Source organism: Arthrobacter sp. zg-Y750, from assembly GCF_020907365.1.
GTDB lineage: Bacteria > Actinomycetota > Actinomycetes > Actinomycetales > Micrococcaceae > Arthrobacter_B.
Genome location: NZ_JAJJOC010000013.1, coordinates 336,251 through 360,415, shown reverse-complemented (window position 1 = coordinate 360,415; position 24,165 = coordinate 336,251). Strand labels below are relative to the sequence as shown.

The following is a 24,165-nucleotide window of genomic DNA, read 5'->3' as shown; positions in this document are numbered from 1 at the left end:
TCACGGCGACTTTGTCTTGGCCAGCCGCGCAGAGACGTTCGCCGGCGGCCCCAGCCACGGGGTGGGCATGGATCGGTCCGTGACGAAGGCATGCCCCGCGCCGCGGTGGCCAGCTGCCAAACGGACTCCGGCAATCTGTGCCGGATCACAGCTGTGCACCAGATGCCAGAGCCGCGCCGGAGGTACATTCTGCGCCCAGGCGGGGTGCCGGAAGCGCGCATAATCCGCCGCAGTTCCCTCGAACACCGAGGTCACATTGAACAGCCGCACGTGTCCCGGCGTCGGAAAGACACCGGGGTTCGCAGCGAGGAAACGGATGCCGGCAGCCCGGGCCGATGCCGCATACTCGGCGCACCGGTCAAGGCTGCCGGCTCCGGAGGGAAGTTCGTCGAACATAATCCCGTCCAGGCCGTAGATCCGCTGCCAGGCCTGCACGTCCCGGGCAACGTCCGCCGGTGGGCGCTGGCCGTAGTCAACCGCGACGTACCCCAGGAGCCGGGTGGATCCCAGTCCGGCAATCGCCTGCGGATAGTAGGCATCGTGTTCTCCGCCGGGTCCGTTGTGGACGTTGACGACGGCGAAGGAGACGTTTTGTCCGGCCAGCCACGCCCATTCCCGGGGCCCTTCCGCCGGGTGGATGTACCACGGCAGCGCCAGCCGGGGTGCCCTCACGCGTAGGTCCGCGGATCCGCCACGAGCGCCAGCAGGACCACGATTCCCGCAAGCAGGAAAGCTGCGGCCGCCAGAATGCCGGCTCCGCTGCTGACCAGCAGCCACAATGCGGCCGCAAGGCAGGCAGCAGCGGCAAACAGCACGCCCCGCCGGGGTTGTCCGAACGCGCTCAGGGCCGTGGAGATAGTGGCCAGGGCGCTGAAGATGGCGGCTACCACCACCGTGGCGGCCGCCCTGTTGTCCTCCACCAGGAAGAGGACCACCACGGAGGACACCGCTGCCGAGATCACCACAATCGTGGCGGAGATGGCCAGGGTCAGCAGCCAGGCGTTCCACGCGGCGTTCCGGAGCAGCGGTGTCCGCTGGGAGGACCACTGGAGCCGCTGGCGCATCAGTACCAGCGCGGGATCAGTGGCGGCGGCAGCAACGACGGTGGCCGCCACCAACGCGGTGCCTTCCCACGCGGGCAACCGGGTCAGGGCCAAGGTCAGTGCTGCCGCAAGGAAGCCGGCCTGGGCAGCCGGAGCGACGGCGCTTCTGCCGTCTTCCCATCGGGGCCGGCGGCCCTCCGGGTTGGAGCGGAGATGGATGGCGAGCAATGCCGTTACTGCCGCCACCACCAGCAAGGCCGTGCCGGGCACAATGACGGCCGCGGCGGTGGAACGTATCGCCAGCATGGTCGCCACAATCGAGACGGCACACGCCAGGACCGTCAGCAGGAACCAGGAGCGGCCCAGAATCACGAGCATGGAAACAACACAGGAGTACCAGCACCAAACCATCAGAAGTGCGGCCATGGTGGCATCATGGCCGGGAAGGATCAGGGAGACCCCCACGTAGCAGGCGAGGACGGCCATGATCAGCAGGGTTGCCCCGGTGCCGCGGGCGACGCCGCGTTTCAGCTGCCCGGCGCCGGCATAGGTCCAGACAATCCCGGAGACGGCCTGCCCGATGATCCACGCGCCGATGCCGGCTACGAGGACCTCCCTGGTGTTGGCGGCAAGGACCGTAGCGGTGAGACCGCCCAGCACTGCCCCCAAGATGAGGACAATGGCCCGCCGGACGGATTGGAGCAGGTCGTCCCGTCCGAGCCATGGCTCGGCGGTTGCCTGCGTGGTGCCGCGTTCCTGCACCAGGGAGGAAGCGTAGTCGAACACGTCCTTCGCTCCATGGCGCTGGCGCACGGTGCGGTCACTGAGTCCGGACGCTTCCAGCCGAGCCGTGATCTCAAAGGTGTCCACGGCGTCGTAGGCCATCAGGTTGTTCTCAAGTTTCGGGACGGCTGAACCCGCTGCGGGCACAATGACAGTGTCGGCGCTCATGCGGACAACCGCTGGGACGCGTCACGGAGTGCGGGAACCGCGGGTGTCGGTGCGCCGTGGGCTCCGGTAGCCGTGCCGGACCGGAAACCGGCAGCCGGGGGGTGCTCGAACAGCCGCCCGTCCCGGGTGGCAGCATAGGCCTCCCGGTAGCGGCCCAGGCACCGGTCCAACGTGAACTCGGCCAGGGCACGGCGTCGTGCGGCCGCCCCCATGTCCGCCCGGAGCCGGTCATTGGAGAGCAGGGTGATGCAAGCGTCCGCGAACGCGGCGGGCTCGCGGGCGGGCACCAGCATGCCGGTGGTCCGCTCTTCGTCCAGGCATTCCGCTACGCCCCCGACGTCGGTGTTGACGGTGGCGCGGCCGCACATCATGGACTCGATGAGGGTAAAGGGCAGGCCTTCGGACACGCTGGACAGTGCCACCACGTGGCCGGCTTCAATGGCCGGGCGGCTGCCCTTGCTGGGACCTTCCCAGTGCACCGCGTCGGTGACACCGAGGCTGGCGGCCAGTTCCACCAGGCCCGCCTTGTAGGCGTGGTTTTCCGTTGGCGTGGGCCCGAAAAGCCGCAGTTGGGCCGTGGGCACCTGCTGACGCACCAGCGCGAAGGCGGAGATGAGGGTTTCCAGGTCCTTCAGCGGATCGATCCGTCCCACAAAGCTGATGGTGGGCAGCTCCGGTTCGGAGGTGACCGGCAGGAACGTTTCCGGGTCTACGCCGTTGGGGATGGTGTGGATCCGTTCGGGGAGGGCGCCGAGGCGGCGCTCCCAGCGGGCGTTGAACTGGTTGACCGGGAGGACCATGTGCGCCCGGGCCACAACCACCTGGCACAGCCGGCGCAGGAACGCCGTGACCGCGCGCCGCACGGGCCAGGAGAAGTTGGCACCGTGCAGGGCGAGGTACCGCTCCCTCAGGTACACGCCGTGTTCGGTCAGCAGGATGGGAGTGCCGTGCCGCCAGGAGTGGGCCAGGGCGACCAGTGAGGAGGGGCCGTTGCTGGAGGCATGGATGACGTCGGCCCCGGCCGGCCGCTGGTCAACCAGGGCCAGGGCACGGTCAACGATGCTGGCTGCCATCACGGCGTCCGCCACGGACATGGGCGGCTCGCCGGCGCGGACCAGGTGCCGCGTCCAGGCTGCCAGGATAGGCGCCACGGAACCCCGGGTAGCCAGGGCATGGGCCAGGCCGATCCGGTTGCTGATGGCCACCAGGTTGCGCAGTGCCTCGTCCGTCCGGGCCACGGCGTCCGCGTCGTCGGACCCGAGTGCGGCGTCCCACAGCAGGGCGAGTTCGTCCTGCGTGCGGTCAATCCATTCCTTGCGCCGGGATCCGGGCCGCAGCGGGGCGGCCGGGGGTCCCCAGACGGGGATGATCCTCAGGGAGCGGACATTTTCGGGGAGCTTCCAGACGGGACGGTCGGCACCGCTTCCGGTCAGGGCAAAGATTTCGAAGTCGTGGTCCGGCATTCCCGTGATCAGCTGGTTGCACCACGTGCTGACCCCGCCGGTGACTACCGGGTAGGTGCCCTCCGTGACGAGCGCTATCTTCAGCGGTTTGTCCCGGATCCGTTTCGGCACAGCCGGAACGGCAGCGGATCCGTGGACCTGGGCGGAACGGCAGAACCCCGTGACTGAACTAAACATTTTCGAGACCTCAATTAGCGATGGACGACATCGATATCAGTGAATACGAGGTAGCCAGGCGGGACACGCGTAACCGTTACTCGCTTCGATCAGATGCTTCGAGGTAGGGGTGTTGAAGAATTTTCCGAAAATTTGGCATACATTGCGGGTCTCTTGCGGCTGCCCTTTCCCGGGGCGTTCAGCTATCGAACAGCGTTCAGCTATCGAACAGCGTGCAGCCGGGCCGCCTGCCGGGCCAGGTGCTCGCGTTCGGCCAGGTTCGGCGCGGCCAGGGCGGCCTCGGCGTACAGCCGTGCGGCCGTGCCGGCGTCACCGTCGCGCTCATGCAGGTAGGCCAGCGCGGCGGTGCGCCGGGGGAGTGCGGGATCCAGCTCCGCCAGCGCGGCCAGCCCGGCGCGCGGTCCGTCCGCCTCCCCGACGGCGACGGCGCGGTTCAGCCGGGCTACCGGACTGCCGGTGAGCCGGACCAATTCGTCATACCAAGACACGATCTGCGGCCAGTCGGTCTCCCCGGCCGTCTGTGCATCGGCGTGCAGGGCGGCGACGGCGGCCTGCGCCTGGTATTCGCCCAGCCGGTCCGCAGCCAGTGCCCGCTGCAGGATCGCCACTCCTTCGGCAATCAGGCCGGTGTCCCAGCGGCCGCGGTCCTGCTGTGCCAGCGGCACCAGCCGCCCGGCGCCGTCCGTCCGTGCCGGGCGGCGGGCGTGGTGGAGCAGCATCAGCGCCAGCAGCCCGTGGACTTCGGGATGGTTGATGCCGGTGGCCAGCTGCCGGGTGAGGCGGATGGCTTCGGCAGCGAGGTCCACGTTCCCGGAGTAGCCCTCGTTGAACACCAGATACAGGGTCCGCAGCACGGTGGCCACGTTGCCGGGGGAGCCGAACCGGACTGTGTTCAACCCGACCCCGGCAACGGTGCGTTTGGCCCGGCTGATCCGCTGCGCCATGGTTGCCTCGCCGACCAGATACGCGGCGGCGATCTGCGCGGTGGTCAGCCCGCCGACCGCGCGCAGCGTCAGCGCCACGGCCGACGACGGCGACAGGGACGGGTGGGCGCAAAGGAAATACAGCTGCAGCGTGTCATCGGTTTCACCGCCGGGCCCGGGCGGAGGCTCCGCGTCAACGGTGAGTTCACGACGTCGGCGGGAAGTGTCCGCGCGGGTCGCGTCCAGGAACTTCCGCCAGGCGGCGGTTACCAGCCAGGCTTTCGGGTCCCGCGGCGGGTTCTGCGGCCAGGCGCGCAGGGCTTCGATCAGGGCGTCCTGCACCGCGTCCTCGGCCGCCGCGAAATCAGCTCCGCGGCGGACGAGGACGGCAATGACCTGCGGGGTGAGCGTGCGGACCAGCTGCTCATCCACGATGCCGGGCCCCACGCTGCCGGGCTGCATGGCAGCGCTATTCCGTGATGGTGATGGGCGAGCCCAGGAACGGGCGTAGTTCGATCCATTCCTGCAGCGGCTTCCCGCCCGCGGCGGGAGCGGCGGACAGCTCGCCGGCGAGTTCGACCGCGCGGTCATAGTCGTCCACATCAATCACCATCCAGCCGGCGATCAGATCCTTGGTTTCCGCGAACGGGCCGTCGGTCACCGGCGGCCGGCCCTCGCCGTCGTACCGCACAAAGGTGCCCTCGGGTGCGACGGCCTGGCCGTCAATGTATTCGCCGCGGGCCTGCAGCCGGTCGGCGAAATCCTGCATGAACTGCATGTGGTCCGATACTTCCTGCGGTGTCCACTGGTCCATCGGCACGTCATTGATGGGTGCCGGTGCACCGCGGTAATGCTTGAGCAACAGATACTTGGCCATGACTTATCTCCTTGGTCTCCGGGGATGGTCGAATCGCTGCAACACGGCCATTGTGGCCGCATTCACTCCGGGGACGGGACAGTGTCCGGAATTTCGACATTTCTGCGGGAGCGTTCGCCTGCGCCGTAACCGGAAACAAATTTTCGTCTTCACCTAGTGCTCCCCGGCCGGGGGTTCCACACTTGTGTCGACACTGACTTTCAGTTCTCCTTTCATGCAGCTCTCCTTTCTTACAGCGGTGGCCGTCTCGAACAAGGAAGTTCATCATGAAGGTTTCGCGAAAATGGATTGTGATCCTCTGCTGGCTCACCGTGGTGTTCGAGGGATTCGACCTCGTGGCCCTGGGCGCCTCCATTCCCACTCTGCTGGACACCAGACACGCCGGTATTGATGCGGGCGGGGCCACCTTCGTGGCCACCATTTCGCTGGTGGGTGTGGGGATAGGCGCTGCGCTGAGCGGGCCCATCTCGGACCGCTTCGGCCGCCGCCTGCCGCTGATCGCGTGCGTAGTGGTGTTCTCCGTCTTCACCCTGATCTTCCCGCTGATGCCCACCGTTGCCCTGATGGGGCTGCTGCGCTTCCTGGCCGGACTGGGGCTGGGCGGGTGCATGCCAGTGGCGGTGACCATCATGCAGGAAACCGCCCGCGCCAACGGCAAGGCCCAGTCCAGCACGCTCACCATGACCGGCTACCACGTAGGCGCCGTGGCCGCGTCGGTCACCGCACTGCTGGTAGGGCAGCGGTGGGAATGGCTCTTCTATACCGGCGGTATCCTCGGCCTGCTCGCCTCCCTGCTGCTGTGGGCCAAGCTGCCCGAAACCTCTCCCGTGATCGAGGCGCGCAAATCCGCGGACACGGAGGTCCCGAAGGTGCATGTCCGGGACGTGCTCCGCGGGCGGTACGTGCGCATCACCCTGGGGCTCTGGGTTGCCGCCTTTATGGGCCTGCTGCTGGTTTACGGACTGAACACCTGGCTGCCGCAGCTGATGCGCGAGGCCGGCTACGCCGTCGCTGATTCGCTGGTGCTGCTGCTGGTCCTGAACCTGGGCGCGATCGCCGGCCTGCTGGTGGGCGGCGGCGTTGCCGACAGGCGCGGGGTGAAGGGAACCACCATGTTCTGGTTCGGTGCCGCGGCCGTGCTGCTGGCGGTGCTGAGCATCCGGATCCAGGACCAGCTGCTGCTGAACGGCGTAGTGTTCGTGACCGGTTTCTTTGTCTTCTGCGCCCAGGTGCTCGTCTACGGGTTTGTGGGCTACCTGTACCCGCGGCATATCGTCGCCTCCGGGATGGGCTTCGTGTCCGGTGTCGGTCGGCTGGGGGCCATTGCCGGGCCGTGGATCACCGGTTTGCTGGTGGTTGCCGGGATCGCCTATCCGTTCGGGTTCTACGTCTTTGCGGCAGCTGCCCTGCTCGGGGTTGCGGCGGTGGCCGTGATTCCCCGTCCGCGGGAGTCGACCCCGGAGGCCGCGGACTCCGTGCCGCCGGGGTCCGGCAAACCCGTGCCGCTGGGCTGACCGAACTTACCCGGGGGACAGGAAGGACGAGATGACCACCATTCGCGAGGCCACCTACGACCTCTTGCGCCGGCACGGACTCACCACGATTTTCGGCAACCCGGGCTCCAATGAGTTGCCGTTCCTGGCCGGCATGCCGGAGGACTTCCGCTACATCCTGGGCCTGCACGAGGGCGTGGTGGCGGGCATGGCCGACGGCTATGCGCAGGCGACGCGCCGGCCGGCGCTGGTGAACCTGCATGCGGCGTCAGGCTCCGGCAATGCCATGGGCGCGCTGACTAACGCGTGGTACGCGCACACACCACTGGTGATCACCGCCGGTCAGCAGGTCCGCTCCACCATCGGCCAGGAGGTGATGCTCTCCAACGTCGACGCCGTGTCCCTGCCGCGCCCGCTGGTGAAGTGGAGCGCCGAACCGGCGTCGGCGCGCGACGTCGTCCGCACCATGGGACAGGCCATTCATACAACCGTCCTGGAACCGGCCGGACCGGTTTATGTGTCCATTCCCTACGACGACTGGGCGCACGAAACCGGGCCGGAAGAGGAACACTTGGGGGAGCGCACGGTGGAAACCGCCGGCGGGCTGTCCGACGGCCAGCTCGCGGACCTCGTGGCAGCTCTGGATGCTGCCGCCCGTCCCGTGCTGGTGCTGGGGCCCGACGTCGATTCCGCGCAGGGCAACGACGACGCCGTCCGGCTGGCGGAGAGGCTGGGTGCTCCGGTGTGGGTGGCGCCCTCGGCGTCCCGGTGCCCTTTCCCAACCACCCATGCAGCCTTCCGCGGGGTGCTGCCGGCCAGCGTTGCCGGAATTGCCGGGCTGTTGGCCGGTCATGACCTGATCCTGGTGGTCGGGGGGCCGGTGTTCCGCTATCACCAATACGAGCCCGGGGAGTACCTGCCCGACGGTGCTGCCCTCCTGCAGATCACCTGCGACCCGGGCGAAGCCGCCCGGGCACCGATGGGGCGGGCCGTGGTGGCCTCGATCGGTCCGGCGTTGCGGCGGCTGGCCGACGCCGTGGTGCCCCGCGGGGTTACTGTGCAGCCGCGCCCGGCGGCTCCTGTAGTGCCCCACCAGACCGACGCCGACGGCCGGATGGCACCGGAAGCCGTCTTCGACGTCGTGAACGAGCTGGCGCCAGAGGACGCCATCTATGTCAACGAGGCGACTGCCACGGTGACTGCATTCTGGGACCGGATCCAAATGCGCTATCCGGGCAGCTACTACTTTCCGGCGTCGGGGGGGCTTGGCTTCGGCATGCCTGCCGCTGTGGGCGTCCAGCTGGCCGAGCCGGGGCGCCGCGTGATCGCGTTCATCGGCGACGGGTCCGCCAACTACGGCATCACCGCCCTATGGACTGCCGCCCAGCATGCGATCCCTGTCGTGTTCATCATCCTGAACAACGGCACGTATGGCGCCCTGCGCGGCTTTGCCGCCAAACTTAACGCTCTGGACGCACCCGGTCTCGACGTCCCCGGCATCGACTTCGTCTCGCTGGCCGCTGGCTACGGCGTGGACGCAGGATTGGCTGAGTCGGTGGGCGAGCTTCGCGACCAAGTGGCCAAGGCCCTGGCATCGGACCGGCCGACCCTCGTCGAAGTCCGCATCAGTACGGTGTCTCCGTTCTAACTGATATTGCCAGGCTAAAGACGTGAGCCGGAGCGATCCCGGGTCCACCCAGCCGCACAGCCTGCCGGGCGAGGTGCTCGCGTTCGGCGAGTTTGGGTGCCAGTAGTGCCGTCTGGGCATAAAGTTCCACGGCCGGTGTGCCGGGGTCCGCGAAGTGCGGCCAGGCCCGCCCACGGCGCGCACGGTCAGCGCCACGGCCGAGGACGGGGGCAGCGACGGGTGGGCGCAGACGAAATACAGCGCCAGCATGTCATCGCTGGAGCCGTTGACGCCAGGCCGAGGCTCGGCGTCGAGCTTCAGCTCAGGACGGCGGCGGGACGACTCGGCGCCCGTGACGTCCAGGAACTTTCGCCACGCGGCGGTGACCAGCCAGGCCTTCGGACACCGCGGCGTCACCTTGGATCAGGCACGGCACCGTGATGCCGGTACAGAGTTTGAGATTCCGGACCTTCGATTCCATAGCTCAGGGTCCTTAGCATTTTGGGTGGATTATCTGCCCAGACGGGCAGACTTTGACCAACGTCCAGGGCCGCTACGCCCGGATGGTCCGGGCAGCAAGGTGCGCAGCCCACTAGCAATAACTATGGAGACCTCGCTGGAAATTTCGAGCACCGATCAACGCTCGTCTGGATGTCGAACGAACTGCACGGGCCTGGACTTCGTCCGCGAGCATAAACTTCGATACCGAATGCGCTATCGCATGGATGGGCAACTCCGGTCACGACACGTTCTTCATGAGCTTAGAATTGTAAACAGTGCGGTTATAGTGCACCCATGCCTAATGACTCAATAGCGCTGACTAAAGCTCACGAAGTGTGGTCGATGTGGATCTCAAACGGAACAGTTCGGCCAACGGATTACGATTATGAGTTCGCGGATGCTGTTGCGGGAATCATAGGCGCGCCTAGTGGAGCAGATTTACTGAGGCACCTCCAGACTAGTAAAGCTACCGCACTCGAGCTGATTATCGCGGCACTAAATGCGCTACGCCCCTTCGGCGGGATGCTAGCCGATCTCTTGGCGATGTATGAGCAGATCGGTGCTCGCGCGAATGAAAACGAGTCACTTCGCATAAAGATTGGCAATGAAGATGAAGGTATAGATGAGAGCCTTCACTACTTTAGGGAGATGGTCGAAAGCGTCCACTACCTCGTTGCCTCGGTTAGCGCTCCATTCGATGAATCGGAGTGGCTTTGGTCTTGTCCGCTTCGGCCAAGGAAGGTTGAGGTGGCACCTGAACCAATCCGGGATTGGCTTGATCATTATCAAGGAGATGGCGATCTAGGCTCTTACCAAATGCCCATTCCGCCTGTCCCAGCTTGCGGCGTAGCTGCGGTGGACAAACTCGCGAGCGATATGGTCGAAGTTCTCGAAGGACACCGACACTTGCTTCTGAACTACGCGCCTTCGCTACGCGATTTGCGAAATGTCTGGACCTCTGCCGGTCGTGATGAATTGACCTCCGAAGATCATGGCATGACGAGGACGTTTTTCTTCGCAGCTACTGACCATTGGCTGGCCACCCACGTTCGTGCGGTCCACGAGTGGGTTGCTAACATCCGTTCAACGTCCCAAGAGATCGAAGCGGTAAACGAAACGGTGCAAGCCATGACGAAGTGGCTTGACGCTGCTCCGCTCCAAAGGCGCATATTAGGTCAGGTGGTGCGTCAGCTGAGTGACGTGCTTTCATTGCCCGCATGGCGAAAGCGTCACGAAATTTATTCTGCTTGGATTGTGACTTTGGTCAAGGAGGCGTTGCCAAAGGAGCGGGTGCAGTTCATAGTTCGTGACGGCATATTTGCAATGCCGTTCCGAGCAGTTCATCTTGCCGACATTTTTACTAGTGCCGGTATTGTCGAGTTGTGGTCTGAATTGAAGAGCCCAATCATTGATCCGGTCGGGCACGGACGTAAGAATGCAATCCAGCCTGACTATCGCTTTGTTCGGTCGACGAGGCAATCATTTCAATCCACCACAGCAAGACAGCATGACGCCATTCAGGATACGTTGCTGGCGATTGAAGTTAAGCAATATTTCAAGGCAGCTAAAAAGAACCCCGGTCAGGCACTTGCGGATTATACAAAAGGTTTACCGAACGCGCAGGTATTTTTGGCAGCTTATGGCCCGGTCAGTGCGAATGTGTTGGATCTTGTGCCGGCCGAGAATCGCTCGCGGGCTGAAGTCTTTCGTGACGTTCGGCCATTCCATGAAGAACGGAGTAAATTGATAGAGGCTATCTCAAATATGTTGCCGCCGCCACGATCGTCGAAGTCTAGGCTATATTCACCACCGTTCCTCGCCGCTGTTCTGACCTGGTCTCCGCTGGTACATGATCTAGATCTTTATGTTTATCGGGGCGAAACTGATGAAGTCGCTCAGATCAACTATCAATCGCCAGTTAGCTTTTATGGGCACCTAATTCAGGATGCATTTGATGGTGGCCCGGAAACAGTTGAATTGTTCAATGCCGACGAAGAAACTCGGATTCTGGTTCATTCACACCAAGGTGTACCTCTGGCTGATGCCCAACCCAAGCTCCAAATCGCAGGCCCTAATGGTGTGCAGCTATTTCAATTGCCGTCAGATTTCCCTTCGAACGGTACTACGTGGCATGCCGCAACCATCAGTGCGGGTAATCCGATAGACGTGCAGTTAGGTACAGGCTGCGTCCGGGCACCGTAACTGACATGGGAAATCAATGAGCCTAGGAATCGTAGCAAGCTTGGTGGCCTTTCGTGCAGGACTAGTTAATGAGCGACGAAGGCCGTGCAGTCGCCACCCTGTACTACAAGCCTTCATGCTGCTCGCCACACCGCCCCACGATTCCGTCACATACCGCGCCACAGCGTACCCTTGTCACTGTGAAAACCTTCGAAGACCTCTTTGCCGAGCTGAGCCAGAAAGTTCAGGACCGCCCCGCCGGGTCACGCACCGTGACCGAATTCGAGTCGGGCGTGCATGGCATCGGTAAGAAGGTTGTTGAGGAGGCCGCCGAAGTGTGGATGGCCGCCGAATACGAATCCGATGCCGAATGCGCCGAAGAAATCTCCCAGCTGCTCTACCACCTCCAGGTCCTCATGCTCGCCAAAGGCCTGAGCCTGCAGGACGTCTACAAGCATCTCTAGCCACGCGCCTTTCCGCGTGTGGCCCGCCGGTTGAACTACTCCCTGCGCAGTAACAAACCCGCAGCAACAAACTTCCAGCGAAAGATGCTCCCATGCTCCGTGTAGCCGTACCCAACAAGGGTGCCCTGTCCGAATCCGCCTCCGCCATGCTCAACGAGGCGGGCTACCGCCAGCGCCGCGACACCCGCGAACTGGTCATGGTGGACCCCGACAACGACGTCGAATTCTTCTTCCTCCGCCCCCGTGACATCGCCGTGTACGTGGGTGCCGGAACGCTCGACGTCGGCCTCACCGGCCGCGACCTGTTCCTGGACGCCCAGGTGGACGCCGAGGAACTGCTGAGCCTCGGCTTCGGCGCCTCCACCTTCCGCTTCGCCGGCCCGGTGGGGGACTTCACCTCCATTGACCAGCTTGAAGGCAAGCGCCTGGCCACCAGCTACGACGGCCTGCTGCGCTCCTACCTGACCGAACGCGGCATCAACGCCTCCGTGGTCCGGCTCGACGGCGCCGTGGAGTCCTCCGTACGGCTCGGCGTTGCCGACGCGATCGCCGACGTCGTGGAAACCGGCACCACCCTGCGCGCCGCGGGCATGGAAATCTTCGGCGAACCGATCCTGAAGTCCGAGGCCGTGCTGATCGGCCGCCCCGGCGCCAACCCCGCCGGCGTCGACGTGCTGATCCGCCGCCTGCGCGGCGTGCTGGTGGCCCGGCAGTACGTGATGATGGACTACGACGTCCGCAAGGACCTGGTGGAGCAGGCCGCCGCCCTGACCCCGGGCCTGGAATCGCCCACCGTGTCCCCGCTGCAGAACAGCGACTGGGTAGCTGTCCGCTCCATGATCAAGAAGTCCGAAACCAACCGCATCATGGATGAGCTCTACGACATCGGCGCCCGCGCCATCCTGGTCAGCAGCATCCACGCCTGCCGGATCTAGGGGGAGAACACCATGAGTGTTGCCATCCGCGTCATCCCCTGCCTGGACGTCGACGCCGGCCGTGTGGTCAAGGGCATCAACTTCGAAGGCCTGCGCGACGCCGGAGACCCGGTGGAACTCGCGCACCGGTACGACAAGGCCGGCGCCGACGAGTTGACCTTCCTGGACGTCACCGCGTCCTCGGGCAACCGGGACACCACGTTCGACGTCGTCGCGCGCACCGCCGAAGAAGTCTTCATCCCGCTGACCGTCGGCGGGGGAGTGCGCTCCATTGCCGACGTGGACCGGTTGCTGCGCTACGGCGCGGACAAGGCCTCCATCAACACCGCCGCCGTCGCCCGGCCGGACGTGATCGACGAGATCACCCGGCATTTCGGCTCCCAGGTGCTGGTGCTCTCCGTGGACGCACGCCGCACGCACGACGGCGCCACGCCGTCGGGCTTTGAGGTCACCACCCACGGCGGGCGCACGGGCACCGGGATCGACGCCGTCGCCTGGGCGAAGGAGGCCGCAGACCGCGGCGTGGGGGAGATCCTGCTGAACTCCATCGACGCCGACGGCACCCGCGAGGGCTTCGACATCGAAATGATCAAGGCCGTCCGCGCCGCCGTGGACGTGCCGCTGATCGCCTCCGGCGGGGCCGGCAAGCCCGAGCACTTCCCGGCCGCCGTGATAGCCGGTGCCGACGCCGTCCTGGCCGCCTCGGTGTTCCACTTCGGCCCGGATGACGCCATCCACCAGGTGAAGCAGGCCATCCGCGACGCCGGGTTCGACGTCCGCTAGCTGCTGCCCCTCACAGCCTCCCCGGCACGCCTCCCCGGCCACACCGGCAGGCCCGGCCGTGAGGGCGCGCTGGGCTGCGCTCGGCTAGGAACGCAGACGGATGTGGCATGCTTCCGTCTCATGACTATGCCAACACGCGTCCGACGCGCCGAAGTAAGCGATCTGCCCTTCATCCTGCGTCAAGAGCGCGAATACATGGAGACCATCGAGCCGCATGCGCTCCTGGGGTGGATGAGCGTTCTCGACCAGAACCTGGAACTCTGGATCGATTGCCTTCCCTCCACGCTCTTCTGCCTTGATGCAGAAGGTCACCCGCTCGGGTATGTGATGGGCAGCCTCGACGGCGACACCGCAACACTGGTCTCGATCAGTGTCCTCGGAAGCCATCGCCGCCAAGGACTCGGCAGGGTCCTTCTGGATGCGTTCGAGCAGAGCGCCGCTCCAAGCGGAGCCCGCGTTGTGGAACTCGGTGTTTTCCGAAGCAACCAGGCCCATCTGCTGTACCGGGCCGCGGGTTACGAAGCCACGGGTCAAGACCGTGAGTATGTGCTGTTCAGCAAGACGCTCAGCCCCGTTGAAGGGGACGACCGGGCATTGTTGGGCTGAACGCCCGGCAGGGAGGTTCCCCTGCCAAACGGTGGTTCTTCTAGGCGCGGGCCGGAACGAGGTTGGCGAAGGGCAGCCGACCGTACTGGTGGGTGAACTGCTGCTGACACTCGGCGAGAGCGGCGTTGAGCTCTTCCGGCGGCAGTTCCTTCCAGGCCACCAGAAGATCCTCTGCATCGACCAGCTGCCAGACCAGCCGTCCGTCCCAGTGCCCCGGCGGCTTCCCCCTGCCGAAGTCCACAAATTCCTTGATCTGCCGCCGCAGTCCGCGGTTGCCCTGGCTGCCGGCCCCGGCCTTGCCGAAGAAGAGGATGTCCGCCTCCGCCACCCACTCGGCGGCGAGCTCATCCCGGGATAGGGACGGCTTCTTCTTCTTGAACACCCCGGCCGTGCTCTCCTTGAGGAACCGCGGTTCAAACCCGTCGGGCCGCACGACGGCGAAGATCCCCTGGCGCTGCGGGATCCGGTTGAAGTCGAGGTTGTCGATGGGCCGGAAGCCGGTGAAGCCGTTGGCCTTGAGTGATTTCTTGTTCAACGGGAGGGGGTTCCTTGCGGTGGGGCAGCCGGTTCGCATCTGGTCGACGGGTTCGGCGGACCTCCAATGATATCCGTTCGCCTTGCCAACAACATTTCCGGCAAGGTAGTCATCATCACCGGAGCATCGTCCGGGATTGGCGAAGCGACGGCAAAGCTGCTCGCCGAACGCGGAGCCAGGGTTGTGCTCGGTGCCCGGCGCGAAGACAAACTGGAACGGATTGCCACGCAGATCCGGGACGCCGGCGGGGAAGCGGTCCACCAGGTCCTCGACGTTACCGTGCAGGACTCCAACCACGCGTGGACGTGAACGTCACCGGGGTGCTCAACGTCATCAGTCGCCGGACTGAAGGCCTGTCCGGGCGGTGCCGTGTACGGCGGAACCAAATGGTTCCTGCGGGACTTCATGGAAGTGCTGCGCATGGAGTCCGCCGCCGAGGGCACGAACATCCGCACCGCCACCATTTATCCGGCGGCCATCAACACTGAACTGCTGGACACTATCAGCGACCAGCACACCGCCAAAGGTGCGCAGGCCCTGTACCAAAGCTACGGAATTGCGCCGGAGCGGGTGGCCGACGTCGTTGCCTACGCCCTGGACCTGCCGGCGGACACCACGGTCAACGAGTTCACCGTCGGACCGGCCAACCAGCCCTGGTGAGTTCGGCAATCAGTGCCGGCCGGCGTCGTCGTCCGGAAGGCGCGGGAATAGATCACGCCGGATCCGGCTTGTGCTTTAAGTGCCCTACGGCACGGTTACCAAACAGCTTGGAGAAATATGACTACCGCACGCGCTTACGCAGCCACTTCCGCCACCGATCCGCTGGTTCCCACCACGATCGAACGCCGCGAGGTCGGCGCCCATGACGTCCTCATCGACATCGCCTACGCCGGTGTGTGCCACTCGGACATCCACACCGTCCGCGGCGAATGGGGACCCATTGCGTACCCGCAGGTAGTTGGCCACGAAATCGTGGGCACCGTGGCCGAGGTCGGCTCCGACGTCACCAAGCACAAGGTCGGCGACCGGGTGGGTGTGGGCTGCATGGTCAACTCCTGCCGCGAGTGTGAGAACTGCAAGGCCGGCATGGAGAACTACTGCCTCAACGGCAACATCGGCACCTACGCCAGCAAGGACGTGGACGGCACCGTCACGCAGGGCGGCTACGCCACCTCCGTAGTGGTCATCGACGACTTCGTGCTCCGCGTGCCGGAAAGCATTCCCTACGAAGCTGCCGCCCCGCTGCTGTGCGCCGGCATCACCACCTACTCACCGCTGGCCCACTGGAACGCAGGACCGGGCAAGCGCGTCGCCGTCGTCGGCATGGGCGGGCTGGGCCACATGGCCGTCAAGATCGCCGTCGCCATGGGCGCCGACGTGACCGTCCTGTCCCAGACGCTGAGCAAGCAGGAAGACGGACTCCGTTTCGGTGCGAAGGACTACTACGCCACCAGCGACGAGAGCACCTTCGAGAAGCTGGCCAACACGTATGACCTGATCATCAACACGGTCAGCGCCCCGCTCGACCTCAACCAGTACCTGGCCCTGCTGCGGCTGGACGGCACCATGGTCAGCGTGGGCGCCCCGCCCGAGCCCATGCCGATCTCCGTGTTCACCCTGATGGGCAAGCGCCGCTCCTACGCCGCCTCGAACATCGGCGGTATCAGCGAGACCCAGGAAATGCTGGACTTCTGCGCCGAACACGGCATCGCCCCCGAGGTGGAGCTGATCGAGGCCGCCGAAATCAACACCGCGTACGAGCGTGTGCTGAAGTCCGACGTGCGGTACCGCTTCGTCATTGATGCGGCGACCATCTAATCTGTTAGCCACCAGTATGGGCACCCCGCCAAGATGGCGGGGTGCCCATACTTTTGTCCGCAGCTAGCTCTGCGCCCTTCCGGGGTTCACCACGGCCAGGCGCCGAGTGAGCTGATGCGCCTCATCGAGCAGCATCCGGCCGAGTGCCGGGACCCTGCCGGGACCGAAGCGTTGCTCGATGCCGGTGATGCTCAGCGAATACTGGGCGCGGCCGGCGCTGTCGAAGACTGCCGCCCCCATGCCGAAGCTGCCTTCGACAATGAGCCCAGGGTTCACAGCGAACCCGAGCTGCCGGGTGCGAAGCATCCGGCCGCGGATTTCGGCCTCGGAATGCCCGTTGTATCCCCGCCTCTCCATGTGGCTGTTCCGCCGGAAATACGCATCAACGTCTTCGGAGTCACTGAACGCGAGAATTGCGAGCCCCGCTGAAGCTATGCCCAATGGGAATCGCACACCCTCATATAGGACAAACGACCGTACCGGGAAGGTGCCCTCCTCGCGGAGGAGACACACAGTTTCATCCCCCCGCCGGATCGAGAAGAATGCGCTCTCGCCCGTCAGCGCCGCGAGACGCCGGACGAATGGGAGTGCGAGCTCAGTGATGTCGTGCCGCGCCGCCGCGACTGTTCCCATGACGAGGAGCTCGGTGCCCAGTACCCAGCGCGAATCGTCCTCGTCAAAGTCGACGTAACCTTCGGCCGCGAGGGAACGCAGGATCCGGTAGGCCGTTGAGCGGGTGAGCCCAACCGCAGCGGCAACAGTTCCCGTGGACAGTCCGACAGGGGAGGAGCTGAGTGCTCGGAGGATGGCGGCCACACGGGCGACCACCTGACCTCCGGGAAGGGCTTCAGGCATTGAGCCTCAATTCACTATGTGGACAGATGGACGGCACAAATTCACATGTTGCTTAATTCATTCCTTCCTGTTGATCGCAATTTCCGGCTCTGCTTAGCTCACGGGTAATCCGAGCGAAGGAAGTTCCGATGCCCAAAATGTGGACTAGCGCAACAGCGGCCCTTGAAGGTTTACTCCGTAACGGCATGACGCTGGCCGTAGGAGGTTTCGGCCTGAGTGGAATTCCGGCGGACCTCATCGAGGCGGTTCGGGACTCCGGAGTGCGCGACCTAACGGTCGTCTCGAACAATATGGGGGTAGACGGGAAAGGTCTAGGCCTTTTGTTGGAGAATGCGCAGGTTTCACGAGTCATCTCGTCTTACGTAGGTGAGAACAAGGGCTTCGCCGCGGCTTATCTGGCCGGGACGCTCGACGTCGAGTTCGTTCCCCAAGGAACGCTCGCTGAAAGGCTCCGGGCAGGCGGAGCGGGAATTCCGGGCTTCTACACTGCAACCGGCGTAGGTACGCCGGTCGCCGAGGGGAAACCCACCAGAATCCTGGATGGGAAAGAGTACCTGTTGGAGCGGGGCATAGTCGCCGATCTGTCGCTTGTGCACGCACACTGCGGCGACCTCGAGGGCAACCTGACCTACCGCAACACTGCGCGGAACTTCAATCCGCTCGTCGCGGCCGCCGGCCGGGTGACCGTAGCGGAGGTCGAAGAAGTGGTGAACCCCGGGTACCTGGACCCGAACCTGGTGGTGACCCCCGGGATTTTTGTGAAGCGGCTGGTGCGGACATCGCGGCCAAAGGAAATCGAGCAGCGGACTACGCGGCCGCGCATGCTTACGCTTAGCGACGGGAAGAAAGCATGACCTGGACAAGGAACGATATGGCGGCCATTGCCGCCCGGGGACTCCAAGACGGAGACTACGTCAATCTGGGCATCGGTATGCCCACGCTCGTGGCGAATCACCTCCCGCCGGGGTTGAAGGTGGTCCTGCACAGCGAGAACGGCCTGCTCGGTATCGGCCCGTTCCCGTTCGAAGGAGAGGAAGACGCCGACCTCATCAATGCCGGTAAGCAGACGGTCACGGCCACCCCGGGGGCAAGCTTCTTCGACTCGGCTATGTCCTTCGGGATGATCCGCGGCGGGCATATAGATACGGCCGTCCTCGGCGCCCTCCAGGTGTCGGAACAGGGGGACCTTGCCAATTGGATGGTCCCCGGGGCGATGGTGAAGGGCATGGGCGGTGCGATGGATCTTGTCGCCGGCACCCCTCGGGTCGTCGTGATTACCGACCATGTGGCGAAGGACGGCAGCCCCAAAATTGTCAGGGAGTGCACGTTACCCCTCACGGGCCGCAGATGCGTTGATGAAATCATCACCGACCTTGCGGTGTTCTCCGTGGCCGACGGCGGCCTCGAGCTCCAGGCCGTTGCACCCGGCGTGACCCTCGATGAGGTGCGGGCCAAGACCGGGGCCCGGTTCCGCATCGCCGGGACGCTGACCCGGGCGACATGTGCCGACATCAGGAGCTGAAGCCTCCGTCCACGGGAAGGACGATGCCGCTGATGTGGCTGGCCCGGTTGCTTAGGAGCCAGGCAGCGGCATCGGCCACCTCGGTGGTGGAGCCGGCCTTACGGAGGGGGGTAGCCGAGATCCGCGCCTCAACCCCGCCTGGGATGGCCTCGCGGGTCTTCTGCAGCATAGGTGTTTCAATCGGGCCGGGCGCGATGGAGTTCACGCGGATGCCTTCCGGACCGTTGTCGTGGGCTGCTGTGCGGGTGAGGCCGATGACGGCGTGCTTGGTCGCCTGATAAGCACCCATTCCGGTGCTTCCGCGGATCCCGCCGACACTGCTGACATTGACGATGGAGCCGCCGCCCGCAGCGCGCATTGCACGCACCTCCTCGCGCATACAGAGCCACACTCCCTTGACGTTGACCGCCATGATCCGGTCGAAGTCCTCTTCGCTGACCTCATGCAGCTTCCCGGATCCTGTCACGCCTGCGTTGTTGAAGGCGCCATCGAGCCGTCCAAACCGCTCCAGCGCCGTATCCACGAAGTGTGCGGCATCGGCAGCGACACTTGCGTCGCCCGTCACCCACGCCACCGGCGTACCTTCAACGGTTAGCTCGTCGGCGACTGCACGGAGGCCGGGTTCTGTCCGTGCGGCAAGCACGACGGATGCCCCGTCCCGGGCGAAAACCCGCGCTGCATCGGCTCCGATGCCCGTGCTGGCGCCAACTACGAGGATTACTTTTCCTTCGAGAAGACGTGCAGTCATCAAGTTCCTTTCGTGCCGGCTGAGGAATGCTGCGCCGTCGTTGACGCTGCATACCGGACAGTGCGCCCGGCGGCAGCTGCAGCGGCCGCTGCGGCACCGAGCATACTGGCGTCGTTGCCCATGAGCGTGAAGGAGTAACCGGCGTCGACGGCGGCCTGGACTGCTGCCGCCGTCGAGCCGCCGGCATTGCCGATGGGCACCCCAGCCGCCCTGGCATCGCGGACGGCGCCTGCAATGAGCTCCAGCACGTGCGGGGAGGACTCTGTCCCGCCCTCAACCGTCGATAAATCTGCAGCGCCAATGAGCAGGCAATCAATACCGTCCACTGCTGCGATGGCCCCGCCGGCACGGGCCGCATTCCCACTCTCGATCTGGGCGATAAGCACTACCTCTTCCTGGCCGTAGCGAACGTAGTCCGCACGGGACATGGCCCCCCAGGCTCCGGCGCGGCTCGTCGAACCGACGCCCCTGGTTCCGAGCGGGGGAAACCGGACAGCCGCCGCGGCTGCCCGCGCCTGCTCAACGGTATCGATGTGAGGCACCATGATGCCTTCAGCGCCTGCGTCGAGCAAACGCTGGACTATGCCGGCATCCAGGGAGGGAATCCGGACCAGGGGGGCCACACCGGCGAACAGGGCGGTCCCGATGTGACGATATGCCGTCTCCAGGCTCATAGCGGAATGTTCAAGGTCGATGACCACGAAATCGAAGCCTGCCAGGGCAATGAGTTCGATGCTTTCCATTGCGGGGATTTTCACCCAGGTCCCCAGTGCGGGTGCATCCGGATTCTGCAGTGCCTGCCGAAACAGGCTCCGCCGGTTCGGGGACATCATTTCGACGGGTAATCGTCGGCGTTGAGAACCCATCCGGATGCGGAGAAGTCCTCCCGGGGCGCGGAAAAGATATCTATGAGCTGTTGATGCCGGCCAACGCCCTGTGTGGTGTGGACTGTGGGCGGAGGAATGATGCAGATGGACGGGGTCTCGATCTGACGGTGCTCGTCAGGGCGCCATTGCGTCGAGTCCGGGCCCCAGGGATAGCGGATATGGTGGACGAAGCTGCCCTTGACGGCCAGGGAAATCTGTTCGAAGTCCTCATGGAAGTGCGGCGAGAGTTTGGTCCGCTCGCGCGGGGCCGGTTCCTCTGCGAGGAAGTTCACCATCAGGTTCGTCGTTCGGAAGATCCGCCCGAACCGACCGGGAATGACTGGGGTATCGGCCAGTGGGTATGTACGGAGACGGAACCCGCCCACCGGATCCGGCCACGGCTCGAGTGGGGCGGCCCGAAGATCCGGTTCGGCGTACGCAGCAGCGTTGAGCGCTCCTTCTCTCAAGTCGTCGGCCATTGCGGAGAACAAACGGATGAGGATCCCGTCGGCCATAACGGTGATGGCACTGTCTCCGGGCGGAACGACGACGAACGCTTCTTCACCTATGCTCACCGACTCACTGCCGGCAACTATGTGCAGGGGAGAACTCTCCGAGTACAGAAGGATGGCATATTCGTCGGGTTGGGCGGAGCGGGAGAATACCTCACCGGATTTCGCCTCCGTGTAGCTCAGGACGAGATTAGCGGCGCGTGCTGTCCAGGTACGGCTGCCGTGTTCGCCTATCTCGGTTGGTTCATGGGAGAGGAACTCGATCCACTGGGCCGGCTTGACAGGGGTTGAGGGGTCGATGGCTTTCTCCGGTGCGGCTGTTGCTAAGGCGGACCGGATGTCGTCTTTGGCATACATGCTCATGGGGCAATTACCTTCTCATTCCGTCGGTGACGTTCTTTTCCAATACCTTTGAGGTTCAGCATCCGGCGAACGTCATCGGGGGTCGCGATGTCTTTGCCGAGATCCTCCACTACAGTGCGGATCTTCGTGACCTGTTGTGCGTTGCTGATGGCCAGTTCGCCTTTGTTGATCCAAAGGCTGTCTTCGAGGCCGACCCGAACGTTCCCGCCAAGCCAGGCACTGTGGGTGCCGAACTGCATCTGGTTTCGTCCGGCCGCGAAGGCTGAGAAGTAGTAGTCGTCGCCGAAGAGCTTGTCCGCGATGGTGACCATATGGGTGAGGTTTTCGTGATCCGCGCCAATCCCGCCCAGGATGCCGAATACCCCTTGGATAAGGAATGGCGGCTTCACAAGGCCCATATCGGCGAAGTATGCGAGCGAGTACAGGTGGCCGATGTCGTAGCACTCGAATTCGAAGCGTGTGCCGAGGCCGTCACCGAGTGTCCGGAGGGTGTGCTCAATACGGTCGAACGAGTTGATAAAGGGATGTGAATACGTGTTGAGCACGTATTCCTTTTCCCAGTCGTGCTTCCAATCCGTGACCTTGTCCGCAATGCCTGCGTAGACAAAATTCATCGAACCCATATTCAGGGAGGCCAGCTCGGGTGCGAACCGGAGGGCACCCGCCAGCCGCTGCTCCATCGTCATGGCGGACGATCCGCCGGTGGTGATGTTGATGACGACGTCGGCCCTGTCGAGTATGGCCGGGACTATCTCCTCGTAGATTTCGGCCTCCCACGCAGGACGCCCGTCCGGGTGCCGTGCATGGAGATGGATGACCGCGGAGCCTGCGGCGGCAGCCCCGAGAGCCGAGGCCACCACCTCTTCCGCGGACAGGGGAAGGTGGGGGCTCTGTGAGGGAATGTTGACGGACCCTGTCACTGCCGTGGTGATGATGACTTTCTCGGCCTGGCGCATCAGATGGATTCTTCCAAGCCGAGCAGGAATGCCGTGTTCCTGCAGATCATCTGGCGAATGTCCTTTTCCGCCACCCCGTGGTCCAGCAGCTGCCCAATGACATGGATATAGCCGTCAACGGGCAGGGGATTCGTCTTCTGGCCCAGGTCCGAATCAATGACGGTGCGCTCGGGCCCGATCTTCTCGATCCAGTCCACCAGCCTTGAAATGGGAAACCCGGGAGCAGGAACATCCGGATGGTACATCGACAGTTCGTGCTCTACGAAGGCACCGTACTTCAGCATCTCTTCCACATCATCATCGGAAGCGTTGACGATGAAGTCGGGGTGGTGAAGCAGGAGCCGGCGGACCCCGTTCTCCTTTGCCGTTTCGAAAAGGGCTTTCATGGACGCCGCATCCAGGTGACCTCCGGTGAGCATAATGTCCGCTTCGGCGACCAGCTGGGTGACGCGAACCGTTTCCGCTGAAACGTTTCCGTCCGTATCCCAGATCGACACTTCCTGCTCTTCGAGATTGGAACCGAGGGTGGGGAACCCGTCGTCGTGGTTATGGGCCGCGATGTGCTGGGCGGCCGAGACGGTTGGACCCCACACGGCACGCCCACCCATTTGGATTGCGACCGCGACAGCCGAAGGATTGATGCCCCCGACCTCGGAGTTCAGCGCAACGCCGCCGTAGACAGGGGTTGGAGCATTGGCCAGCTGTGACTCCATGGCAAGCAGGTCCATCACCGTGTTGTGGTGGTGCGACTTGATAAGCAACGCCCTCATCCCGATGCGGGCCGCGTCGTAGGAGGCCTCCACGTGGTTGAGCCGGCGGGGGAATGGGCTTGGTCCGGAATGAACGTGAAGGTCGACAGCACCCTCGAGGACCTTCAGCAGAGCGGGGGAGGGAACGGCCGGGTCAGCGGTGTTCAACATCCGAGAACCTCCTTGTTGTTCGGATTGTGCGAATGATGTTCACCATACGAAGTAAGGGCTCGGATGTCTAGGGTTCGTTGCTATCCGTTCCTCATGTGCGGCGGCGTCTGGTTCGCAGAATGAATTTGATGCTTGCATGATGAACATTCGGTTGCTTTACTTGGCATCCATGACGCCGGACAACCTCGATGAGGAGGTGACTATGCCTGACCCGTTTGACATTCTTCCCGCTGACGGCCGTGCCGTTGGGCTGCCAGGCAGTGACCGTGGCGCGATTCAGACGATAGAACGCGCAGCCATGATTCTTGCCCTGTTCGACCAGCACACCCGTGCTCTCAGCCCCGCGCTGGTGGCCGAGCGGTTGGGACTTAACCGGACGACCGCGCACCGCTATCTGCATTCCCTTCAGGCCTCGGGGTTTCTGGGTCAGGCCTATGGCCCGGGCCCGCTGATCGACCAATTGTCGTCATTGGTATCTGCCCGTCAGCAGATACTCGCCGTCGCTCCGGCTATTCTCCGGAAGCTTTCCGATCAATCGGGCCTCACGGCCGTGCTCAGTTTCCTGGGCCGGACCGGCGCGGTGGTGAGCCACGTCGAGGAAGCAAACGCGGGGACCATCGTCCTGACCGTGCGCGCGGGGACCGTGCTTGAGCTTAAAGCGGCACAATCCCGGATCCTCCTCGCCTTCCAATCCGATCCGGGCGTTATTACCCGGATGCACGCAGCCCTCTCCGGGGTGGAAGCTCACCAGGAGCAGGCCGAGCTCTCCCTGGCGCGGCGCAACCGTGTGGCCTGGGCAGACCTGGACCGCGCGGGCCTGGCTTCGGTTGCGGCACCGGTCTTCGGGAGCCGCGATATACAGGCCGCGATAGCCGTGCTCGGTACCACGGCGATGCTCTCCTCCTCCGGCCCCTCCTCGCACCGAGTCGACCTGCTTCGCGGGGCCGCCCAACAAATCAGTTCGATGGTGACTATCTGATGCCTGCCCCGACGATTCCTTATCCCGAACGGATGACTAGACAATGACCCGAGTATCACGAACAGCG

24 protein-coding genes and 1 pseudogene are annotated in these 24,165 nt (G+C 64.3%); 13 read left to right on the top strand and 12 right to left on the bottom strand.

The genetic code is table 11. From position 1 onward, the window contains the following. From LOC57_RS09505 to LOC57_RS09485, 5 genes are all read right to left on the bottom strand, one after another. Entirely contained in the window at window positions 1-672 is a 672-nt protein-coding gene (locus LOC57_RS09505; protein WP_229959352.1) for a spherulation-specific family 4 protein, read from the bottom strand. Further along, the gene (locus tag LOC57_RS09500; protein WP_229959350.1) at window positions 669-1,994 is read right to left on the bottom strand and encodes a hypothetical protein; all 1,326 of its coding nucleotides are present in this window, start codon (window positions 1,992-1,994) and stop codon (window positions 669-671) included. Before LOC57_RS09500 ends, LOC57_RS09505 begins: the two co-directional genes overlap by 4 nt. Next, window positions 1,991-3,634, bottom strand: coding sequence for a GT4 family glycosyltransferase PelF (gene pelF / locus LOC57_RS09495; protein ID WP_229959348.1), 1,644 nt, complete (start codon window positions 3,632-3,634; stop codon window positions 1,991-1,993). The genes LOC57_RS09500 and pelF overlap by 4 nt, the downstream gene beginning before the upstream one ends. Window positions 3,635-3,834: 200 nt before the next feature. Continuing rightward, window positions 3,835-5,019 (bottom strand): RNA polymerase sigma factor, encoded by a 1,185-nt coding sequence (locus LOC57_RS09490; RefSeq protein ID WP_229959346.1) that lies wholly within the window; start codon window positions 5,017-5,019, stop codon window positions 3,835-3,837. A gap of 7 nt (window positions 5,020-5,026) precedes the next feature. After that, window positions 5,027-5,434 (bottom strand): YciI family protein, encoded by a 408-nt coding sequence (locus tag LOC57_RS09485; RefSeq protein ID WP_227911118.1) that lies wholly within the window; start codon window positions 5,432-5,434, stop codon window positions 5,027-5,029. Between the two features lie 266 nt (window positions 5,435-5,700). Here LOC57_RS09485 and LOC57_RS09480 point away from each other — a divergent pair, with 266 nt between their 5' ends. From LOC57_RS09480 to LOC57_RS09450, 7 genes are all read left to right on the top strand, one after another. Beyond that, window positions 5,701-6,948: an MFS transporter gene (locus tag LOC57_RS09480; RefSeq protein ID WP_229959344.1), complete on the top strand. Its 1,248-nt coding sequence runs from the start codon at window positions 5,701-5,703 to the stop codon at window positions 6,946-6,948. A 31-nt stretch (window positions 6,949-6,979) separates the two neighbouring features. Beyond that, a complete protein-coding gene (gene mdlC, locus LOC57_RS09475) occupies window positions 6,980-8,575 on the top strand; it encodes a benzoylformate decarboxylase (RefSeq protein ID WP_229959342.1) in 1,596 nt (531 codons plus the stop codon). A gap of 774 nt (window positions 8,576-9,349) precedes the next feature. After that, window positions 9,350-11,257: a hypothetical protein gene (locus LOC57_RS09470; protein WP_229959340.1), complete on the top strand. Its 1,908-nt coding sequence runs from the start codon at window positions 9,350-9,352 to the stop codon at window positions 11,255-11,257. Window positions 11,258-11,436: 179 nt separating this feature from the next. Then, entirely contained in the window at window positions 11,437-11,700 is a 264-nt protein-coding gene (locus tag LOC57_RS09465) for a phosphoribosyl-ATP diphosphatase (RefSeq protein ID WP_229959338.1), read from the top strand. Window positions 11,701-11,792: 92 nt separating this feature from the next. Next, the gene (hisG, locus tag LOC57_RS09460; RefSeq protein WP_229959336.1) at window positions 11,793-12,635 is read left to right on the top strand and encodes an ATP phosphoribosyltransferase; all 843 of its coding nucleotides are present in this window, start codon (window positions 11,793-11,795) and stop codon (window positions 12,633-12,635) included. A 12-nt stretch (window positions 12,636-12,647) separates the two neighbouring features. Continuing rightward, window positions 12,648-13,418 carry an imidazole glycerol phosphate synthase subunit HisF gene (gene hisF, locus LOC57_RS09455; protein ID WP_227911130.1) on the top strand — a complete coding sequence of 257 codons (771 nt, stop codon included), beginning with the start codon at window positions 12,648-12,650 and terminating at the stop codon, window positions 13,416-13,418. 120 nt (window positions 13,419-13,538) lie between these two features. Next, on the top strand, window positions 13,539-14,024 hold the full coding sequence (locus LOC57_RS09450; RefSeq protein WP_229959334.1) for a GNAT family N-acetyltransferase: 486 nt from the start codon (window positions 13,539-13,541) through the stop codon (window positions 14,022-14,024). 40 nt (window positions 14,025-14,064) lie between these two features. Here the strand turns inward: LOC57_RS09450 and LOC57_RS09445 are convergent, their stop codons facing one another. Then, window positions 14,065-14,598, bottom strand: coding sequence for a hypothetical protein (locus LOC57_RS09445; protein WP_229959332.1), 534 nt, complete (start codon window positions 14,596-14,598; stop codon window positions 14,065-14,067). Window positions 14,599-14,625: 27 nt separating this feature from the next. On the opposite strand from LOC57_RS09445, the gene LOC57_RS09440 reads away from it, so the two are divergent. The 3 genes and pseudogenes from LOC57_RS09440 to LOC57_RS09430 all read left to right on the top strand — a co-directional run bounded on the left by LOC57_RS09440 (window position 14,626) and on the right by LOC57_RS09430 (window position 16,377). Beyond that, entirely contained in the window at window positions 14,626-14,868 is a 243-nt protein-coding gene (locus tag LOC57_RS09440; protein ID WP_229959330.1) for an SDR family NAD(P)-dependent oxidoreductase, read from the top strand. 30 nt (window positions 14,869-14,898) lie between these two features. Further along, window positions 14,899-15,219 (top strand): annotated as a pseudogene (locus LOC57_RS09435) (SDR family oxidoreductase); the annotation flags it as partial. Between the two features lie 117 nt (window positions 15,220-15,336). After that, the gene (locus tag LOC57_RS09430; RefSeq protein ID WP_229959327.1) at window positions 15,337-16,377 is read left to right on the top strand and encodes an NAD(P)-dependent alcohol dehydrogenase; all 1,041 of its coding nucleotides are present in this window, start codon (window positions 15,337-15,339) and stop codon (window positions 16,375-16,377) included. A 63-nt stretch (window positions 16,378-16,440) separates the two neighbouring features. Here LOC57_RS09430 and LOC57_RS09425 read toward each other — a convergent pair whose 3' ends face one another. Continuing rightward, entirely contained in the window at window positions 16,441-17,232 is a 792-nt protein-coding gene (locus tag LOC57_RS09425; protein WP_229959325.1) for an IclR family transcriptional regulator, read from the bottom strand. Between the two features lie 128 nt (window positions 17,233-17,360). Between LOC57_RS09425 and LOC57_RS09420 the strand changes: the two genes are divergently transcribed. Beyond that, entirely contained in the window at window positions 17,361-18,086 is a 726-nt protein-coding gene (locus LOC57_RS09420; protein WP_227911136.1) for a CoA transferase subunit A, read from the top strand. Beyond that, a complete protein-coding gene (locus LOC57_RS09415; protein WP_227911137.1) occupies window positions 18,083-18,754 on the top strand; it encodes a CoA transferase subunit B in 672 nt (223 codons plus the stop codon). Before LOC57_RS09420 ends, LOC57_RS09415 begins: the two co-directional genes overlap by 4 nt. On the opposite strand, the gene LOC57_RS09410 is transcribed toward LOC57_RS09415, so the two are convergent. Genes LOC57_RS09410 through LOC57_RS09390 form a run of 5 tightly spaced genes read right to left on the bottom strand, consistent with a single transcriptional unit; the run spans window position 18,744 to window position 23,119 of the window. Continuing rightward, window positions 18,744-19,502, bottom strand: coding sequence for an SDR family NAD(P)-dependent oxidoreductase (locus tag LOC57_RS09410; protein WP_227911138.1), 759 nt, complete (start codon window positions 19,500-19,502; stop codon window positions 18,744-18,746). The genes LOC57_RS09415 and LOC57_RS09410 overlap by 11 nt on opposite strands. Then, window positions 19,502-20,332, bottom strand: a complete 831-nt coding sequence (locus tag LOC57_RS09405; protein WP_269440274.1) for an HpcH/HpaI aldolase family protein — start codon at window positions 20,330-20,332, stop codon at window positions 19,502-19,504. Before LOC57_RS09405 ends, LOC57_RS09410 begins: the two co-directional genes overlap by 1 nt. After that, the gene (locus tag LOC57_RS09400) at window positions 20,332-21,243 is read right to left on the bottom strand and encodes a hypothetical protein (protein ID WP_229959321.1); all 912 of its coding nucleotides are present in this window, start codon (window positions 21,241-21,243) and stop codon (window positions 20,332-20,334) included. Before LOC57_RS09400 ends, LOC57_RS09405 begins: the two co-directional genes overlap by 1 nt. After that, a complete protein-coding gene (locus LOC57_RS09395; RefSeq protein ID WP_227911140.1) occupies window positions 21,240-22,199 on the bottom strand; it encodes a 3-keto-5-aminohexanoate cleavage protein in 960 nt (319 codons plus the stop codon). The genes LOC57_RS09400 and LOC57_RS09395 overlap by 4 nt, the downstream gene beginning before the upstream one ends. After that, window positions 22,199-23,119: a DUF6282 family protein gene (locus LOC57_RS09390; RefSeq protein WP_227911141.1), complete on the bottom strand. Its 921-nt coding sequence runs from the start codon at window positions 23,117-23,119 to the stop codon at window positions 22,199-22,201. The genes LOC57_RS09395 and LOC57_RS09390 overlap by 1 nt, the downstream gene beginning before the upstream one ends. Window positions 23,120-23,255: 136 nt before the next feature. Here LOC57_RS09390 and LOC57_RS09385 point away from each other — a divergent pair, with 136 nt between their 5' ends. Beyond that, window positions 23,256-24,098, top strand: coding sequence for an IclR family transcriptional regulator (locus LOC57_RS09385; protein WP_229959319.1), 843 nt, complete (start codon window positions 23,256-23,258; stop codon window positions 24,096-24,098). Window positions 24,099-24,165 lie beyond the last annotated feature (67 nt).

What these genes read in the sequence shown, in the direction of transcription:
- LOC57_RS09480 (WP_229959344.1), top strand. Translation starts at nt 5,701, where the DNA reads ATGAAGGTTTCGCGAAAATGGATTGTGATCCTCTGCTGGCTCACCGTG.
- LOC57_RS09420 (WP_227911136.1), top strand. Translation starts at nt 17,361, where the DNA reads ATGCCCAAAATGTGGACTAGCGCAACAGCGGCCCTTGAAGGTTTACTC.
- LOC57_RS09440 (WP_229959330.1), top strand. Translation starts at nt 14,626, where the DNA reads ATGATATCCGTTCGCCTTGCCAACAACATTTCCGGCAAGGTAGTCATC.
- LOC57_RS09425 (WP_229959325.1), bottom strand. Translation starts at nt 17,232, where the DNA reads ATGCCTGAAGCCCTTCCCGGAGGTCAGGTGGTCGCCCGTGTGGCCGCC.
- LOC57_RS09405 (WP_269440274.1), bottom strand. Translation starts at nt 20,332, where the DNA reads ATGTCCCCGAACCGGCGGAGCCTGTTTCGGCAGGCACTGCAGAATCCG.
- LOC57_RS09470 (WP_229959340.1), top strand. Translation starts at nt 9,350, where the DNA reads ATGCCTAATGACTCAATAGCGCTGACTAAAGCTCACGAAGTGTGGTCG.
- LOC57_RS09485 (WP_227911118.1), bottom strand. Translation starts at nt 5,434, where the DNA reads ATGGCCAAGTATCTGTTGCTCAAGCATTACCGCGGTGCACCGGCACCC.
- LOC57_RS09500 (WP_229959350.1), bottom strand. Translation starts at nt 1,994, where the DNA reads ATGAGCGCCGACACTGTCATTGTGCCCGCAGCGGGTTCAGCCGTCCCG.
- hisF (WP_227911130.1), top strand. Translation starts at nt 12,648, where the DNA reads ATGAGTGTTGCCATCCGCGTCATCCCCTGCCTGGACGTCGACGCCGGC.
- mdlC (WP_229959342.1), top strand. Translation starts at nt 6,980, where the DNA reads ATGACCACCATTCGCGAGGCCACCTACGACCTCTTGCGCCGGCACGGA.
- LOC57_RS09430 (WP_229959327.1), top strand. Translation starts at nt 15,337, where the DNA reads ATGACTACCGCACGCGCTTACGCAGCCACTTCCGCCACCGATCCGCTG.
- hisG (WP_229959336.1), top strand. Translation starts at nt 11,793, where the DNA reads ATGCTCCGTGTAGCCGTACCCAACAAGGGTGCCCTGTCCGAATCCGCC.
- LOC57_RS09390 (WP_227911141.1), bottom strand. Translation starts at nt 23,119, where the DNA reads ATGTTGAACACCGCTGACCCGGCCGTTCCCTCCCCCGCTCTGCTGAAG.
- LOC57_RS09415 (WP_227911137.1), top strand. Translation starts at nt 18,083, where the DNA reads ATGACCTGGACAAGGAACGATATGGCGGCCATTGCCGCCCGGGGACTC.
- LOC57_RS09410 (WP_227911138.1), bottom strand. Translation starts at nt 19,502, where the DNA reads ATGACTGCACGTCTTCTCGAAGGAAAAGTAATCCTCGTAGTTGGCGCC.
- LOC57_RS09400 (WP_229959321.1), bottom strand. Translation starts at nt 21,243, where the DNA reads ATGAGCATGTATGCCAAAGACGACATCCGGTCCGCCTTAGCAACAGCC.
- LOC57_RS09450 (WP_229959334.1), top strand. Translation starts at nt 13,539, where the DNA reads ATGACTATGCCAACACGCGTCCGACGCGCCGAAGTAAGCGATCTGCCC.
- LOC57_RS09490 (WP_229959346.1), bottom strand. Translation starts at nt 5,019, where the DNA reads ATGCAGCCCGGCAGCGTGGGGCCCGGCATCGTGGATGAGCAGCTGGTC.
- LOC57_RS09445 (WP_229959332.1), bottom strand. Translation starts at nt 14,598, where the DNA reads ATGCGAACCGGCTGCCCCACCGCAAGGAACCCCCTCCCGTTGAACAAG.
- pelF (WP_229959348.1), bottom strand. Translation starts at nt 3,634, where the DNA reads ATGTTTAGTTCAGTCACGGGGTTCTGCCGTTCCGCCCAGGTCCACGGA.
- LOC57_RS09395 (WP_227911140.1), bottom strand. Translation starts at nt 22,199, where the DNA reads ATGCGCCAGGCCGAGAAAGTCATCATCACCACGGCAGTGACAGGGTCC.
- LOC57_RS09385 (WP_229959319.1), top strand. Translation starts at nt 23,256, where the DNA reads ATGATGAACATTCGGTTGCTTTACTTGGCATCCATGACGCCGGACAAC.